We start from the raw sequence: 15,553 nt of genomic DNA, 5'->3' as shown, positions 1-15,553 counted from the left end.
CAATGGCAAAGGCATTAACCGACGGCATTCATCAAATATGGATAAACCGCTCCACCGGAGCGACAAATATGATCGCCCCACCGGTCTCCACGTCAAGGGGGACGGACGGCGGCACCATTTGAAGCTGGTCCGGTATGAACTGTGGCGCGGCCTTGGCCCTTCGCGGGCAGGTCTCCTCCACGAGATGGATCACCTCATCGGCCCTGTTGTCCTCGACCCCGATCAGCAGGGTGGTATTCCCTTCCCTCAGGAAACCCCCTGTCGAAGCGAGCCTCGTCGCCCCGATCCGCCGTTCCGCAAGCGCGTCGAGGAGGGCGAGACTATCGCTATCCTTCACAATGGCTATTATAAGCTTCAACCCCACCGCCTCCTTCCTACTAGAGAATGTCGCTCCCGTATCATAGCCGCGAGCGCCCTCACACCAGGCAATTCCCTGTCCATGATCTTCCACAAGAAGACCAGCCCTATGAGCCGCACTCCAAACCCGGCGTAAAAGGTCGATACTATACCGTAGGCGCTATACCACGCATTCCCCATAAAAGGCGCGATAAAGGTCGCCGCGTTCATCAGCATATTGAAAACAGCAGCGGCATTCGCCCTTTCCTCGGGCTTTGCATAATTCAGCAACAGGTTAAACACAGCGAGGTTCAAGCCGCCCATCATAACCCCGGAGAATACCTGGGCCCCAAACAGGAATATAAGCGACCTGCTTAGCATATACAGGGCCGGCATGGCAGCCAGGCCCGACATGCTCGTGAGCAGGACCAGCCGCTCGCCCTTGCGAACGGCAACCCTGCCCCAGGCGACGGAGCTCACAACCGTGGCCAACCCGTTGACAACGGTAAAAAGGCCGATTACCGAGTTAGAGAGGTTAAGCACCTGCACGTGGTATATCGCCCACATGGCTGCGGTGAAACCGAACCCGAACCACAGCATGAAGCAGCTCAGGGAGAAGTACCTGAAATTCCTCCCCAGGTCCCGGTCCTCGAACAGCGCCCTGAGCCTCTGCCCAAACGACCTCCGCTCCACGGGACGCCTCCTGACCCTGATTTCGGCCATCCTGTTCATGAAGTAAATCCCGAGAAGCGCGAAACCGCAGGCCGCCAGGAAAAGGTACATATAATTGAAGGGAAAGGCGACAAAGTCGAGGAAATAGCCGGCCGCCATGGTTCCCATCACGCCGGTCAAGCCGACGTACATATTTCGCAGGCCGAATATCTCGCCGCGCCTGTTCTCAGGGAACATATCCCCGACCATGGCCGTCCAGGCGGTAACCGAGACCGCAAACGGGACCGCGGCCAGGCTTACGAGCAGCACGAAGGCCTCCGGGCGAAACCACGGGAGAAAAGGGATGAAGCCCATCGGGAGGTAGAGCAACCTATGGGTCACACCCCATGTAACGGCTGTTGCGAGCTTGTTCTCGGGCCGTCTCTCCGTTATATCCGCTCCCAGCAGGTATGCGAAGACATTTGCGGCCGCGGGAAGCGCCGTCACGAGGCCGACGAGGAGGCTGTTGGCCCCCAGTGCAATAGCGTAAACAGGAAGGAAGGGGTTGACCATCCCGAAAGCTACGTTCGTCGACATCCCCTCAGCCGTCGTATAGAAGAAATTCCGGCGGACGAGCTTCTCGGATACCCTGCGTCCACGACGACCGGCGCCGCGTCCCGCGTCAGACCGGGAGTCCGACATACCCCCTGCAACCCCCTCCAGATGTGATAACACCTGTTTGCCAGGCGGCCGGCGTCTGCCCGGTTATTACCATGCTATTCTCACGTTATCAAATGAGGTGGACCATCCCCAGCCTGCGCACTCAAGAATTATCTTGACGATCCGCACGGGCCTCGGGATCAGGGTTGAAAGATTATATGACCTCGAGGTCCACCTGTTCAGCTCGACGAACTCAGCATAGCTATCCAGCCCGCCATCGACGGGTGGGTGATAATAGTAAGACCGGGTGAATTCATGCTCCTTCCCGTCCTGGCCTAGGTATTTCACGATGAGCTTCGCGGGGTAGGCATGGCGTTCAGTATATACCTTATTGGTATAGTCACCGAGCTTCAGGTCGAGGGAGACAAATACAAGGCCGGAAACAGGCACATCGACGTCGAGCTTTTGCTCGACGGATGCCCTGCCCATGTCAAAGGTCAAATCACGGGATATTTCGAGAACATGAGTCCTCTCGCCATCCTTAACAACCCTCCAGCTGGAGGGGGGCTCCCCGGGTCCACCTTCGTACGAGAAACTCCAGCCCGAAAGGTTGCCCGCATCGAAACCGCCATTCTTAGGAAGCTCCGACGGCAGCGCGGGCCTCTTTGCCGTCCTGAATGACCATGAATACTCGCTGCCCAGTTCACTCCCGTCCCTACCGGCGGCGCCCGCTCCGATGGTGACAACGTAGCGGGTGTCATACTGGAGAGCCTTGGCTGGCATGACGACCAACACAGTATCGTCATTCCACATTCTCCAGCTACCCGGGAAAACCAGCGTTGGTGAAGGAGACATCGAGAAGGCATTTATGGCCTTCTCGCGATCCATAGGCTTACTGAAGATAATATGAATTCCAGTGTCGACCGGCACGTCAGTCATGCCATCGGAAGGGTAAACCGCTACGACGCGCGGCGGCCCGGACCCCGGCTGGGATCCCGCGGCATAGCCCACGGCTCCGGGCATTGCGATCAAGGCTAACGAGCATGCTAGACAGGACAGGGTCAGAATAGAAGAAGAGAGCATCCGGTTCATGTAATGGTTTTGCACCTCCGGCATAGAAGCTAAGCTCCAGCGTGGAAGCTAAGCTAGCTAAATAGATAATCGCAAGCCAAGGGATCACCTTAAAGAATACCCTAGAATACTCTTCGCCGAATCCTCTCGTTTTCCTCCCCCTGTGCTGCTTCATATCGCCCATTTTACATCATTTTTGTCACCATATCCTGCTCACCTTGTCGCGTCCATATCCGCAATATGCTGCAGAGCCTTCCTGACGAGCTCACCGCCGAATGTGAGCCTATCAACAGCCATCTCAAACGGGACCCAGCCGCCCTCAGTGAACCCCTCCTCGTAATTAAGCTTGAAGTCATACCCTGACGGCCGCATGAGGTACCAGTGGACCGTCTTATCGACGGCCTCGCCCGTGATCTCAGAGATATAGACATACTTCGTTTCGCCGATCTTGCTCACGATGGCGGCCTCGATCCCTGTTTCCTCCCTCACCTCGCGCAGGGCTGCCTCCTCATGGGTCTCTCCGGGCTCGACCTTGCCCTTGGGCAGCACCCATTCGAGGCGATGATTCTTGAGTATAAATACCCTGCCATCCCATATCAACAGGCCGCCTGCGCTCACCTCTCGCCTCGAGGCCCCATTACCACCCTTCCCCGTCGTGCACGCGCCCATCACCATATCCGCATCCGCTCCTCCACTCCTCCACTCCTCTGATCCTCTGCTCCTCTACTGCCGGACTACGCCTCATGCGCGCCTGCCTTATCCCTCACCACGCTGATCGTCACATCCTCGCCGTTCACATTCCACCTCTTAGTGTAAGGGCTTCCAGCCGGGCGCTCCTCCGCGCACTCCGAGGTTGGGGCCACTTCAGTGCATTCTCCGCACCAGGCCATCTCCTGGGATAAGGTCTCATCCATTAGGTAAGCCCTATATGCCTCGACGACATCGCGAATTCGCTCGCTGCCCCATATACGCGTCTTGATGCGGTCCTCGATGTCGAAATCCGCCTCCTTGCGCATGGTCTGGATCTTGTTTACAAGCTCACGCGCAAAGCCCTCATTCACGAGCTCCGGGGTGGGGGTTATATTGAGGGCTACAGAGTAAGGCCCATCAGTGGCGACGCAGTAACCCTCCTTCTCGATGGCCTCAACAGCTATCTCCTCCTCGAGGAGCGTCACATGCGTTGTATCGCTCTTCCCACCGCCTGCGCTATCGCCATCACCACCGCCATCGCTTGCCGCGCCTGCCATGCCGTTGAGCTCTAATGTAACGTTCCCGGCCCTCCTCAAGGCTGCCACGACCCTGCCGGCGTCTGCAGCAGCGAGCGCCGAAGCGATTTTGGGCATAAGCTTGCCATACTTGGGACCCAACAGGTCGTACCTGGGCTTCACGCGATAGGAGACGAATTCCCCGATATCATCAGCAAAGGTCAGGGCCTTAACATTCAATTCGTCCTTGATGAGATCCTCAAGGCCCCGTATATCCTCCCTCTCCCCTTGCGATGCCGCAATGCAGGCCAGCTCCGGCAGCGGCTGCCTGTTCTTTATGTTAGCCTTGTTCCTCGCGGCCCGCCCCAGGTAGACCAGCCTGCGCGCCAGCTCCATCCGCTCCTCCAGCTTGGCGTCGACGAGCCCATCATCGCACTCCGGGTAGCTGCACAGGTGAACGCTCTCCGGGACATCCTGGCATTCCCCGCCACCGCGGGCGATATTCTGATATATAGCCTCGCTTACGAACGGCGTAAACGGTGCCAGCATCTTGGCAAGGGTGACGAGAGCCTCGTGCAGCGTGAGATAGGCAGAGACCTTGTCCTCGTTCATTTCCGGTCCCCAGTAACGCCGCCTGGACCTGCGCACATACCAGTTGCTCAGTTCATCTACGAATTCCTCGATCGCCCTGGCCCCATCGGTTACATCGTAGCCGTCGAGCGCCTCCCGGACCTTTCGCGCTAGCGAATTAACGCGCGAGATCAACCACCTGTCAAGGAGCGGCCTCTTTTGGGGCTCGATATGCCAGGCCCGCGGGTCAAACCCGTCAACATTGGCGTAGAGTACGTAAAAGGCATAAACGTTCCACAGGGTCCCCAGAAACTTACGTTGCGATTCGCTTATGGCCTCAATGTAGAATCTCGTAGGGTTCCATGGCGGGTTGACGGTATAAAGGTACCAGCGCATGGCGTCGGCGCCCTGGTTGTTGAATATCTGCCAGATGTCCACCACATTGCCCTTGTGTTTGCTCATCTTCTCCCCCTCGGCGTCCAGGACATGCCCGAGGACCACAACATTCTTGTAAGGCGTCTCGTCGAAAAGCAGCGTCGACACCACGAGTAAGGTATAGAACCAGCCCCGCGTCTGGTCGATGGCCTCGGAGATGAAATCCGCAGGGAAGTTCGCCTCGAAGACATCCTTGTTTTCAAATGGGTAGTGCCACTGGGCGAACGGCATGGAGCCCGAATCAAACCATGTATCGATGACCTCCGGGGTGCGCCTCATATCGCCGCCGCACTCCGGGCAGGCCAGGATCGCCCTGTCGATGTAAGGCCTGTGAAGCTCGAGCCTTTCGGGCAGGGATCTCGCCATGCGCCTGAGCTCCTCTATACTCCCCACGGGGTGCTCGTGGCCGCATTTGCTGCAGATCCAGATATTGAGCGGCGTTCCCCAGTAACGCTCGCGGCTTACAGCCCAATCGATGACGTTTTCGAGGAAGTTCCCGAAACGGCCCTCCTTGATGTGATTGGGGTACCAGTTTATCTTTGCATTATTCCTGAGGAGGGCATCCTTGACCGCGGTGGTCTGGATAAACCACGATGTCCTGGCGTAATAAAGGAGCGGTGTATCGCACCTCCAGCAGAATGGGTAGCTATGCCGGTAAGGCTCGGCCCGGTAGAGCTTGCCCGTCCGCTTCATATCCTCTATTATCAAGGGATCTGCTTCCTTGACGAACATCCCCTGCCAGGGGGTCACCTCCTCTGTGAACCGCCCCTGGGTATCGACGAGCTGCACCACTGGAAGATCATGAACCACCGCCATCCTCATATCATCCTCGCCGAACGCCGGGGCCATGTGGACTATCCCCGTGCCCTCGGTGAGGGTCACGAAATCAGCCGCGATCACGCGATAAGCAGGCTTCTCCTCACCAGCTTCGACGAAATCGAAGAGCGGCTGGTATCGCTTATTTAGAATGACCTCACCCTCGAATTCCTCCTTGATTCTGTATTCATCCTTCACCGCGGATTCGATGAGGTCCTTGGCCAGGATGAACCTCTCGCCCGTTGAGATGATTTCAATTGTCGCGTAGGTATAATCCGGTGAGACGGCGAGCGCCACGTTTGACGGCAGGGTCCACGGGGTTGTCGTCCACACCAGGAAGAATGTATTCTCCTCGCCCTCGACCTTGAATTTCACGTAGACGGAGGGGTCCTCCACCTCCTCGTAGCCCTGTGCGACCTCATGGCTCGAGAGGGCCGTCCCGCAGCGAGGGCAGTAAGGCACCACCTTATGACCCTTGTAGAGAAGGCCCTCCTCCCATATCGTCTTCAGGGCCCACCACACGGACTCGATATATTCATTGTGGTAGGTCACGTAGGGGTGCTCCAGGTCTATCCAGAAGCCGACGCGCTCCGTCATGCGCTCCCACTCGCGCCGGTACCTGAAGACGCTCTCCTTGCACTTCTCAATAAACTCCTCGACGCCGTAGCGTTCAATCTGGGGTTTACCGCTGATGCCCAGCTCCTTCTCGACCTCGAGCTCAACAGGGAGGCCATGGGTGTCCCACCCGCCCTTGCGGAAGACGTAGGAGCCAAGCATGGTCTTATACCTCGGTATAATGTCCTTCATAGCCCGCGTGAGCACATGTCCCGGGTGGGGAAGGCCGTTGGCAGTTGGAGGGCCTTCATAGAATACGAACTTCTGGCCGCCCCTGGTCTGCTCGAGGCTCTTTTTATATATCTGGCGTTCAGACCAGAAACGCAGGATCTCCTCCTCCATACGGGGGAAATCCATGTCAGTGCTTACCTTTTTGAACATATTACTCCGTTCGCTCCCTTCGCATATCCTCAAAGCAAGTCCTCAAATCAATGATCCTCGAATCAATCCCCAATCTTTATTCTACCCGGATCCCGCCCGGGTGCGGCATCTGCAGCATCTATCTAGCCCTCCCGCCAGGCCCGGGTGAGCGCGCTGGTGGCCTGATTCCCCGTAAACTAAAAAGCCTTTCGCCCCTTATGGATTAGGGACGAAAGGCAAATATCCCCGCGGTACCACCCTATTTGGCGCAAACCTTGCGACTTGCAACCCACTCAAACGGCACGGAATATGCAGTCCCATGCCTGTTCCCGATAACGAGGGACAACCGGCCCGGCCTACTCTCCAGGAGGATTTCGACCTGCAACTCGAAGGTGATTTTCAACACCCCTGAAGTGCCGAGCTCACACCATTCCCCGGCTCGCTTGACCATCGGCGATGCCTACTCTTCCCTCTCATCGTCTTTCCGAAAGTTCATGCCATCTATACTGCCACTAGTGTAGCACATCGCCTCAATCAAGTCAACCTTTCTTTGCCTGGCTCCGGTGCGGTACTATCCGTTTGATGAACGGTAGCTTAGGAGCGGAAGTCGTTGTCTTTGGTGCCTCTGCCAGCGTAGGGCCGAGGGATGCTCCGCATTTCTTGCAGACCTCCGCCGAAGTCAGGTTATAAGTACCGCAATCAGGGCATTTAATAGCCATAGCCTCCACCTCCTGTCATGTTATGTCGCGCATGCACCACGTGCGATCCCGTGACCCGCTTATTCACTCCATTCGTCATACATATTACGGCATACATCACGATAGGAGCGATAGGAATATATTACACCCCTGTTCAAAGCCACAAAGCCACCTGGGAAGCGAACAATGCAGTTATACCCCCCTACAATATACAATATATAAATTCGATGCTAGATGGTGAAAATCCTTCTCATATTTAATTATTTGATATTACCATAAATATCGATAATCATCGCCGATCCTTTCATGCCGGCCTCATTCCCTTGTTTTTATATTTCGCCCTGGCTCCACATATGCCTCCCCCTGCCCCAGCACGGCAAATCAATCAGAAAATTAATAAACTTTCTCCTTTATCAATTGAAGGAAAAACTATCTGTATGTAGAATAAATTACCTGCCAGGTCGAGGAAGGGGGATATTGGGTATGCGTATAACAGAGACAAAAGGCGTTCTCCTCATAACTCTCTCCCTAAATGATGGTGACTGCTCGGGCTCTGCCTCACCGCCGACGATCGGCCAGGTGATGGAACTGGCACGTGAAAAAGCGGGCGAGGTCGTAAATAAAGAATATATAAAAGACGTCCTCGTCTCAATCAATCCCAATAATACAGTGACCGTTGCAATAGTTGTTTAGTCTTTCTTCAGGGTGACCTGCACCATGGTTATAGCCTTATTATCCTGACCCTTGCCACTGACCGAAATCACCTCTGAGCTGTCGAATTTTAAAACTCTGCCATCCTGTATATAAAAGGAACCCTTGCCGAGGTAGGTGGATGACCCGTCAGACCTGCGGCCACTCCGGGAGATCGTGAAATCAATGCGGAAGCTGTCTATGCCATCGACATTCTCCATACCTTTATAGATATACTCGCGCCGCTCAAACCACGGCTTGCCGTCAGCGGTGCTGTAGGTTTCCTCGTTGATGGCCCACGAGTCCCCCGGCTTCACCGGGCCGTTATCCAGCATAACCTGGGTGAGCCAGATCGTCTCCATGAGGCGCGAATCCCAGGGGCGCAGGCCCTCAACCTGGAGAACCCTGCCATCCCGGCGGCTGATGATGCTGTACCTGATGGGCGAGAGCTGCCTCACGGAGGACCCATCAACTGTGGCGGTGCCTGTGCAGGATACCGTCTGTTTGAACTTGTCCTCGCCAAATGGGACGACCTCAATCCGCATAGCCTCGCGGTAGAGGGTCGTGGACCTCCTCCCATCACTATAAAGCGTTTCGCTTATCAACACGGTATAATCCAGGGTCTCGCCGGGCTTGGGCGCAAGTTTGAGAATGAAACCCGAGGACGCCTCAGCCCTATTCACATGCCTGTCTACATATGGAATAGCAGCAACCACCAGGGCTGACCGGGATGAAGGTAACTGAGGCAACTGAGTCAAATAAAGCCCTGATGACATGATCAACAGTAACAATGTGCAACAAAGAAAGGCAAGAACCGGGAACCCTGGCCGCTTCACCGCCACGCCCCCCAAGCTTTTCACCAGGCAGTTTCCTGGTGACTGTCTCGTTTAGATTGTAACTCTTCGGCGGGAAAAATGCAAAGGCAAAAATGCAGTGCAGGGTCTTTTGCTGGCGGGGGGAGGGGGGTGAGCAAGTAGGTCTGCTCGCTCACCCCCCTCCGCAGGATACTCCGCTGCTACTCTGCCACGTGATGTGTGTGGAGTGGGATAGAGGTGCACCGCCCAATGTGAGCTATAAAGACTAATCAGACTGCATACCTCGGGCGTGCCGTATATCGCGTGTGAAGCAGCTCATGTGACTTATGGCCAAGAGGCTTACCCAGGAACTCCCTGTAAAGCTCCTGGACCACGGGGTTCTCATGAGACTTCCGGAGCTTCATCCCCCGGTCCTCCCTGTAGATCGCGTCGATGCGCCTGGCCCGGATTTCGTCATTAGTCGGTATGGGCTGGCCTCCACCGCCGATGCAGCCGCCCGGGCAGCACATGATCTCAATGAAATGGTAGGGCGCCTCCCCTTTCTTCACCTTATCCAGAAGCTTACGCGCATTTCCAAGGCCATGCGCCACGGCCACCTTGGCGTTAAGCCCCGCCAGGTCAACAGAGGCTTCCTTGACGCCGGCGAGCCCCCTCACATCCTCAAAGTCAACATTGGCAAGCTCCTTACCAGTCACGACCTCGTAGACCGTCCGCAGGGCCGCTTCCATAACGCCGCCTGTCGCCCCGAAGATGACCCCAGCGCCGGTGGAGATGCCGAGCGGGAGGTCATAATCCTCAGGCTCTATCGCTCCAAGGTCTATGCCGGCCTCCCTGATCATCCGCCCCAGCTCGCGGCTGGTCAGAACCGCATCTACGTCGGGATACCCGCTCGAGGTCATCTCGGGCCGTTTAGCCTCGAATTTCTTTGCGGTACATGGCATAATCGAGACGACGAAGATATCCTTGGGATCGATGCCGCTCTTCTCGGCATAATAGGTCTTGGCCAGCGCCCCGAACATCTGCTGCGGTGATTTGCACGTAGAGAGGTGCGGCAACAGCTCTGGGTAGAAGTGCTCTATGAACTTTATCCAGCCCGGGCTGCACGATGTGATCATCGGCAGCCGGCCGCCGTGCTCGACCCGCTCTATCAGCTCGTGGCCCTCCTCCATGATCGTGAGGTCGGCCGTGAAGTCCGTATCAAAGACCCGGTCGAACCCCAGCCTGCGAAGGGCGGCCACGAGATTACCCGTGACGAGGGTCCCCGCCGGCAGGCCGCATTCCTCCCCGACGGTCGCGCGCACCGCTGGCGCGGTCTGGACCACCACGTGTTTCCTGGGATCAGCAAGGGCATCCCAAACCTCCCGGGTGGAATCCTTCTCGCTCAGCGCGCCCGTAGGGCACACCAGGACGCACTGCCCGCACTGAGCGCAGGCCACATTCGAGAGCTCATCGAAGAACGCCGGTGCGATCATGGAATTGAAGCCGCGTCCATTCGGAGCCAGCGCAAAAGCCGTCTGCACCTTGGAGCAAACGCTCATGCATCTCCTGCAGAGGATACACTTGTTGGGATCGCGCACGATGGCCGGCGTGGACTCATCCCTCGCGAAGGTCGCGCGCTCCCCGGTGTACCCCACATCCCGGATCCCGAAGCGGTTAGCGAGCGCCTGGAGCTCGCAGTTGCCGTTGCGCACGCAGGTCAGGCACTCAAACGGGTGGTTGGAGAGGATCAGCTCAAGCACTGTCCTCCGGGCCTCCCTGACGGCCGGCGTGTTGGTCCGCACGACCATTCCCTCGCCCACCGGGGTCACGCAGGACGCCTGCAGGGACTTGGCCCCCTCAACCTCAACAACGCACACGCGGCACGACCCGACGACATTTATATCCTTCAAGTAACAAAGGGTGGGTATATCAACTCCAGCAGCCCCGGCAGCCTCCAGTATCGTGGTGCCGCGGGGAACCTGGACTCTCTGCCCATCAATGGTCAAGGTCACCAAATCCATTGAATTTCACACTCCTGTCCTCAACTTCAACTTCAGTTCTGCTCCTTGAAATCGCATCTCAGGCACCGGCTGGCTTCCTCGACGGCCGCCGCCTCCGTCAACCCGAGCACCACTTCATCAAAATTGCAACACCGTTTCTCAATGGGAAGGACGCGCGGTACTCGTCTTGCCATTTCGTGTTCAATAAGCTCGCCGGCGAGCTCCCTTCCGAGATCCGGGTGAGTCTCGATAACACCGTCTCCCCCGAGGTACTTATCAATGGCTATTGCCGCCTTCCTCCCCGCCGCTATAGCCTGGATCACCGTATCCGGCCCTGTGACACAATCGCCGCCCGCGAAGATCCCGGGCGCGCCGGTCGCGAGCGTCTGGGGGTCAGCCACGACCGTCGACCACTTCGTGACATCGATACCTCCCGGGCCCTCCAGGCCCGCCAGGAAGGACAAGTCCGGGGCCTGGCTCACAGCGGGTATGACAGTATCCACATCTATTACGAACTTCGAGCCCTCTACAGGCACCGGCTTCCGCCTGCCGCTCCTATCAAACTCGCCGAGGGTCATACGGATGCATTCCATGCGCGCAACGCGCCCATCCTTGCCGATGATCTCAGAAGGAGCGAGGAGGTAATGAATCTTCACGCCCTCGCGCCCAGCCTCCTCGATCTCACCCTTCTCAGCGGGCATCTCCTCGCGCGTCCTCCTGTATATGATGTGAACCTCGCTGGCGCCAAGCCTCAATGCTGTCCGCGCGGCATCGATTGCGGCATTGCCCCCACCTATTACAGCAACCTTATCCCCGACCTCCACCTCCTGGCCGAGATTCACCTGGCGCAGGAACGTGAGGGCATTCATCACCCCTGCGAGGTCTTCGCCCGGCACGCCGAGCTCCTGGCCTTTGCTAGCTCCAACCGCTACAAATACGGCGCCGTAGCCCTGCCGCTTGATCTCGTCCAGGGTTATATCCCTGCCGACCTCCACGCCTGTCCTGATCTCCACCCCGAGCGCCTCTATGGCCCTGATCTCGGCGCGCAGGATATCCCTGGGAAGCCTGTATTCGGGTATCCCAACAGCCAGCATCCCGCCCGCCACAGGCAGGGCTTCAAAGATAGTAACGACGTAGCCGAGCTTCGCCAGGTAATACGCTGCGGACAAGCCTGCAGGCCCGGAACCTATGATTGCAACTTTGGCACCCTTCCGCTTCGTGGGAGCCTCGACAGGGAGCGGGTGTTCAAGCTCCCAATCAGCAGCGAACCGCTTGAGATCGCAAATCGCAACGGGGCTATCGAGCTGTCCCCTCCTGCACTTCGACTCGCACGGGTGATTGCAGACTCTGCCGCACACCGCAGGCAGCGGGTTCTTCTCCTTGATGAGCGCCACCGCCTCGCCGTATCTCCCCTGCCTGATCAGGCTGATATACCGCGGCACATCCACCTCCGCGGGGCATGCGTTTTGACAGGCCGATTCGAATAGGCTCGCGCACACCGAGGCAGGGCATTTCTTGTCGCGTATGTGCGCATCGTACTCGTCCCTGAAATAGCGGATCGTGGTCAGCACCGGATTCGGAGCGGTCTGGCCCAGCCCGCACAGGGCCGTCTCCTTGATCCATTGCCCGAGCTTGATAAGCCGCTCGACATCGCCTTCGCGGCCCTCACCGCGCGTTATCCGCGTGAGGATCTCGAGCATGCGCTTGGTCCCGATCCGGCACGGCGCGCACTTACCGCAGGACTCGTCCTGGGTAAATTCCAGGAAGAACTTGGCCAGGTCCACCATGCACGTATCCTCGTCCATAATGATGAGACCGCCCGACCCCATGATGGTTCCGAGCTCCTTGAGCGAATCATAATCCACCGGGACGTTCAAATACTCCTTGGGGATGCACCCGCCGGACGGGCCGCCGGTCTGGGCCGCCTTGAACTTCTTGCCCCCCGGGATGCCGCCGCCGATATCAAAGATGATTTCGCCGAGGGACATCCCCATGGGAACCTCCACGAGGCCGGTGTTATTGATCTTCCCGGCCAGGGCAAACACCTTGGTCCCCTTGCTCTTCTCAGTCCCAATGCTGGCGAACCACTCGGGCCCCTTCAGGATTATCACCGGGATATTGGCGTATGTCTCGACGTTATTGATCAGGGTCGGCTTGCCCCAGAGCCCCTCATTTGCGGGGAACGGCGGCCTCGGCCTCGGCTCACCCCTGCGCCCCTCGATCGAAGCCAGAAGCGCGGTCTCCTCGCCGCAGACGAAGGCGCCGGCGCCCACCCGGATCTCTACATCAAAATCGAAGCCCTTGCCGAAGATATCCTTCCCGAGCAGCCCGTAATCCCTCGCCTGCTTTATCGCGTGATCCAGGTGCTTTATCGCCAGGGGGTACTCAGCCCTGACGTAGATATAGCCCTGATTTGCGCCCACGGCATAGCCCGCTATCGCCATGGCCTCTATAATGCTGTGCGGGTCGCCCTCCAGGACGCTCCTGTCCATGAACGCCCCGGGGTCGCCCTCATCGGCGTTGCACACCACGTATTTCTGGTCCGAGCGCGCCTTCGCCGTGAACTCCCACTTGAGCCCGGTCGGGAATCCGCCGCCGCCGCGGCCCCTGAGGCCCGAACGTTTAACAACGTCGATGACCTCCTGTGGCGTCATCTCGGAGAGGACCCTGGCGAGCGCCGCGTAGCCGTCAAGCGCTATATACTCCTCGATGAGGAGGGGGTTGATCTTGCCGGTGTTGCGCAGCGCTATCCTCACCTGGCGGTTGAAAAAGCTCATCTCGTTGTAGGTTGGCACAACTTCACCGGTAGCCGGCTCCTCGTAGAGAAGCCTCTTGACCGTGCGGCCCTTGAGCAGGTGTTCCTCAACGATCTCCCTGGCGTCCGCCGGCCTGAGTTTCCGGTAAAGCACGCCCTCGGGATACACTATCGCCAGGGGCCCGAGGTCGCAGGGCCCCATACACCCTGTAGTTACGATCTTTATTTCCTTATCGAGGCCGTGTTCCTTCAACGCCTCAACAAAGGCCTCCTGAACGTCCCTGCACCCGGATGAGATGCATGCAGCCCCGCCGCAAACAAGAACGTGTGCTCTAAAGAAATCCATATAGGGCTCTCCTCCTTAGTCTACGCTAATTCCCATCATAGATCATTCCCCCGCGAGAGGGGTGTTTTGAACCAGCCATTCTGAAACAATTGAACCATTCACGATGTGCTGGGCGACTATGCGACGGGCCATATCGGGGGTCACATAGGCGTAGGTGGCCCTGGGGCAGCCGGGCCGCTCCACATCCACAAAGGGCTCCCCCTCGCATAGTCCGGGGCACCCCGTCTTCTTCACCGATACATCCCAGATACCCCTGCTATAGAGCTCTTTGACAATCGCCTTCAGCACCCTGTCTGCGCCCATCGCTATGCTGCACGAGCCGAGCCGGATTGTAACCCTGGTCCCGGCGCGACCCGGCCTGGCCGCCGGGGCGCCGCTGGTGCTGCTGGTGCCGCCATGGAGCGTCCTCTGTTCCGGCCCCACCACAGACGGCCAGCCCGCCACAACCCCCATTGACCTCCGGGCCTTTTCCTTGATGATCCTGAGCTCCTCGAGAGACTTGATACGCCGCACAGACCCTGACATGGATCACACCCCCAAATTGTTCTGTCTGGAGGATTGCTGCCTTATTCCTTGCCTTTTTCCTGCCTTAAAGGCACCAAACCGGCCCAGCTGAGCTGGCTCTCGTCAACGCTGGCTCTTCCTGCCCTGGCTCGTGTATCGCATCGCTGCCTATCGCCGCCCCGCTTTATGCCCCCTATTCGTATTTCTTGAGAATCTCCGGGACCTTATCCGGCTTCAACCTGGCATAGATATCATCATCCACCCTTATAACAGGCCCGAGGCCGCACGCCCCCATGCATCGTACAACTTCAATGGAGAACTTCCCGTCACTTGTCGTATCGCCCTCTTTAATGCCAAGCGTGTCTTCAAGCTTTTCAAGGATCCTGTCAGCACCCCGGACATAACACGCCGTCCCCTTGCAGACATTTAGCTGGTGGCGCCCCTTGGGCTTCAGGGAAAAAAGGGCGTAAAAGGTTGCAACACTGTAAACCTCGCTGAGGGGGATATCGAGGCCCTCGGCCACCCGCACCTGGACCTCCCTGGGCAGGTAGCCGATTGATTCCTGAGCTTCATGTAATACTTGAATCAGCGCCCCCTGTCTCCCCCTGTGTTTTGCAATGATCTCATCGAGCTTCCCCCACTGCTCCTGCGTGATCCCTTCTGAACACCTGCACTCCTCGCACGCCATGTAGATCAAACCCTCCTACCTGATAGATTGCCTGAATAATCCGCAAAGCCAGAGGTCCGCATAGTCTCACCCTTTTCATTACGCAAGGAATATGCCAGGTTGGCATGGGGGCGACCAGGACAACCTGTAGAAACGCAGAATCCTTGTGAATTCCTTCACAAGGATTCCACTGGATCTCGCGGCAGGGTGCTCAAGGGGCCAGCCCCTTCCCCCTTCGTGATGCTGATATGCATTACGCAGCCTTCCCGGTCCTACTTCGCCCCAGCCGGCAGGGCCGGACCCCGGCAATGTCCCAGTGCATTAAAAATGCAAGAATGCATTATCCCGCCTCCCCCTACCACAGGCCAGGCTATCCAGGC

The 15,553-nt window shown here is 57.8% G+C and carries 11 protein-coding genes and 1 other annotated feature; of the genes, 1 reads left to right on the top strand and 10 read right to left on the bottom strand.

Annotated elements, in window-relative coordinates:
* Positions 1–31: 31 nt before the first annotated feature.
* The 5 genes from HPY71_01215 to HPY71_01195 all read right to left on the bottom strand — a co-directional run bounded on the left by HPY71_01215 (position 32) and on the right by HPY71_01195 (position 6,740).
* Complete coding sequence (locus tag HPY71_01215) at positions 32–358, bottom strand: hypothetical protein (GenBank protein NPV52123.1); 327 nt, start codon at positions 356–358, stop codon at positions 32–34.
* On the bottom strand, positions 355–1,689 hold the full coding sequence (locus HPY71_01210; protein ID NPV52122.1) for an MFS transporter: 1,335 nt from the start codon (positions 1,687–1,689) through the stop codon (positions 355–357). Before HPY71_01210 ends, HPY71_01215 begins: the two co-directional genes overlap by 4 nt.
* Positions 1,690–1,755: 66 nt before the next feature.
* Entirely contained in the window at positions 1,756–2,763 is a 1,008-nt protein-coding gene (locus HPY71_01205; protein ID NPV52121.1) for an Ig-like domain-containing protein, read from the bottom strand.
* Between the two features lie 168 nt (positions 2,764–2,931).
* The gene (locus HPY71_01200; protein ID NPV52120.1) at positions 2,932–3,393 is read right to left on the bottom strand and encodes an NUDIX hydrolase; all 462 of its coding nucleotides are present in this window, start codon (positions 3,391–3,393) and stop codon (positions 2,932–2,934) included.
* Positions 3,394–3,452: 59 nt separating this feature from the next.
* Complete coding sequence (locus tag HPY71_01195) at positions 3,453–6,740, bottom strand: isoleucine--tRNA ligase (GenBank protein NPV52119.1); 3,288 nt, start codon at positions 6,738–6,740, stop codon at positions 3,453–3,455.
* Positions 6,741–6,941: 201 nt separating this feature from the next.
* Positions 6,942–7,205, bottom strand: a binding site (T-box leader).
* 695 nt (positions 7,206–7,900) lie between these two features.
* Between HPY71_01195 and HPY71_01190 the strand changes: the two genes are divergently transcribed.
* A complete protein-coding gene (locus HPY71_01190) occupies positions 7,901–8,110 on the top strand; it encodes a hypothetical protein (protein ID NPV52118.1) in 210 nt (69 codons plus the stop codon).
* Here the strand turns inward: HPY71_01190 and HPY71_01185 are convergent.
* The 5 genes from HPY71_01185 to nuoE form a co-directional block, all read right to left on the bottom strand.
* Positions 8,107–8,967 carry a hypothetical protein gene (locus tag HPY71_01185; protein ID NPV52117.1) on the bottom strand — a complete coding sequence of 287 codons (861 nt, stop codon included), beginning with the start codon at positions 8,965–8,967 and terminating at the stop codon, positions 8,107–8,109. The genes HPY71_01190 and HPY71_01185 overlap by 4 nt on opposite strands.
* 224 nt (positions 8,968–9,191) lie before the next feature.
* Positions 9,192–10,922 (bottom strand): 2Fe-2S iron-sulfur cluster binding domain-containing protein, encoded by a 1,731-nt coding sequence (locus HPY71_01180; GenBank protein NPV52116.1) that lies wholly within the window; start codon positions 10,920–10,922, stop codon positions 9,192–9,194.
* 32 nt (positions 10,923–10,954) lie between these two features.
* A complete protein-coding gene (nuoF, locus tag HPY71_01175) occupies positions 10,955–14,002 on the bottom strand; it encodes an NADH-quinone oxidoreductase subunit NuoF (GenBank protein NPV52115.1) in 3,048 nt (1,015 codons plus the stop codon).
* Positions 14,003–14,044: 42 nt separating this feature from the next.
* Complete coding sequence (locus HPY71_01170) at positions 14,045–14,527, bottom strand: (2Fe-2S) ferredoxin domain-containing protein (protein NPV52114.1); 483 nt, start codon at positions 14,525–14,527, stop codon at positions 14,045–14,047.
* Positions 14,528–14,699: 172 nt separating this feature from the next.
* Positions 14,700–15,194 (bottom strand): NADH-quinone oxidoreductase subunit NuoE, encoded by a 495-nt coding sequence (nuoE, locus tag HPY71_01165; GenBank protein NPV52113.1) that lies wholly within the window; start codon positions 15,192–15,194, stop codon positions 14,700–14,702.
* Between the last annotated feature and the right edge of the window lie 359 nt (positions 15,195–15,553).

The organism is Bacillota bacterium (assembly GCA_013178125.1).
Lineage (GTDB): Bacteria > Bacillota > SHA-98 > Ch115 > JABLXJ01 > JABLXL01.
This window is presented reverse-complemented; position numbering and strand designations above follow the sequence as displayed.

What these genes read in the sequence shown, in the direction of transcription:
- HPY71_01210 (NPV52122.1), bottom strand. Translation starts at nt 1,689, where the DNA reads ATGTCGGACTCCCGGTCTGACGCGGGACGCGGCGCCGGTCGTCGTGGA.
- HPY71_01205 (NPV52121.1), bottom strand. Translation starts at nt 2,763, where the DNA reads ATGCCGGAGGTGCAAAACCATTACATGAACCGGATGCTCTCTTCTTCT.
- HPY71_01200 (NPV52120.1), bottom strand. Translation starts at nt 3,393, where the DNA reads ATGGTGATGGGCGCGTGCACGACGGGGAAGGGTGGTAATGGGGCCTCG.
- HPY71_01195 (NPV52119.1), bottom strand. Translation starts at nt 6,740, where the DNA reads ATGTTCAAAAAGGTAAGCACTGACATGGATTTCCCCCGTATGGAGGAG.
- HPY71_01190 (NPV52118.1), top strand. Translation starts at nt 7,901, where the DNA reads ATGCGTATAACAGAGACAAAAGGCGTTCTCCTCATAACTCTCTCCCTA.
- HPY71_01180 (NPV52116.1), bottom strand. Translation starts at nt 10,922, where the DNA reads ATGGATTTGGTGACCTTGACCATTGATGGGCAGAGAGTCCAGGTTCCC.
- nuoF (NPV52115.1), bottom strand. Translation starts at nt 14,002, where the DNA reads ATGGATTTCTTTAGAGCACACGTTCTTGTTTGCGGCGGGGCTGCATGC.
- HPY71_01170 (NPV52114.1), bottom strand. Translation starts at nt 14,527, where the DNA reads ATGTCAGGGTCTGTGCGGCGTATCAAGTCTCTCGAGGAGCTCAGGATC.
- nuoE (NPV52113.1), bottom strand. Translation starts at nt 15,194, where the DNA reads ATGGCGTGCGAGGAGTGCAGGTGTTCAGAAGGGATCACGCAGGAGCAG.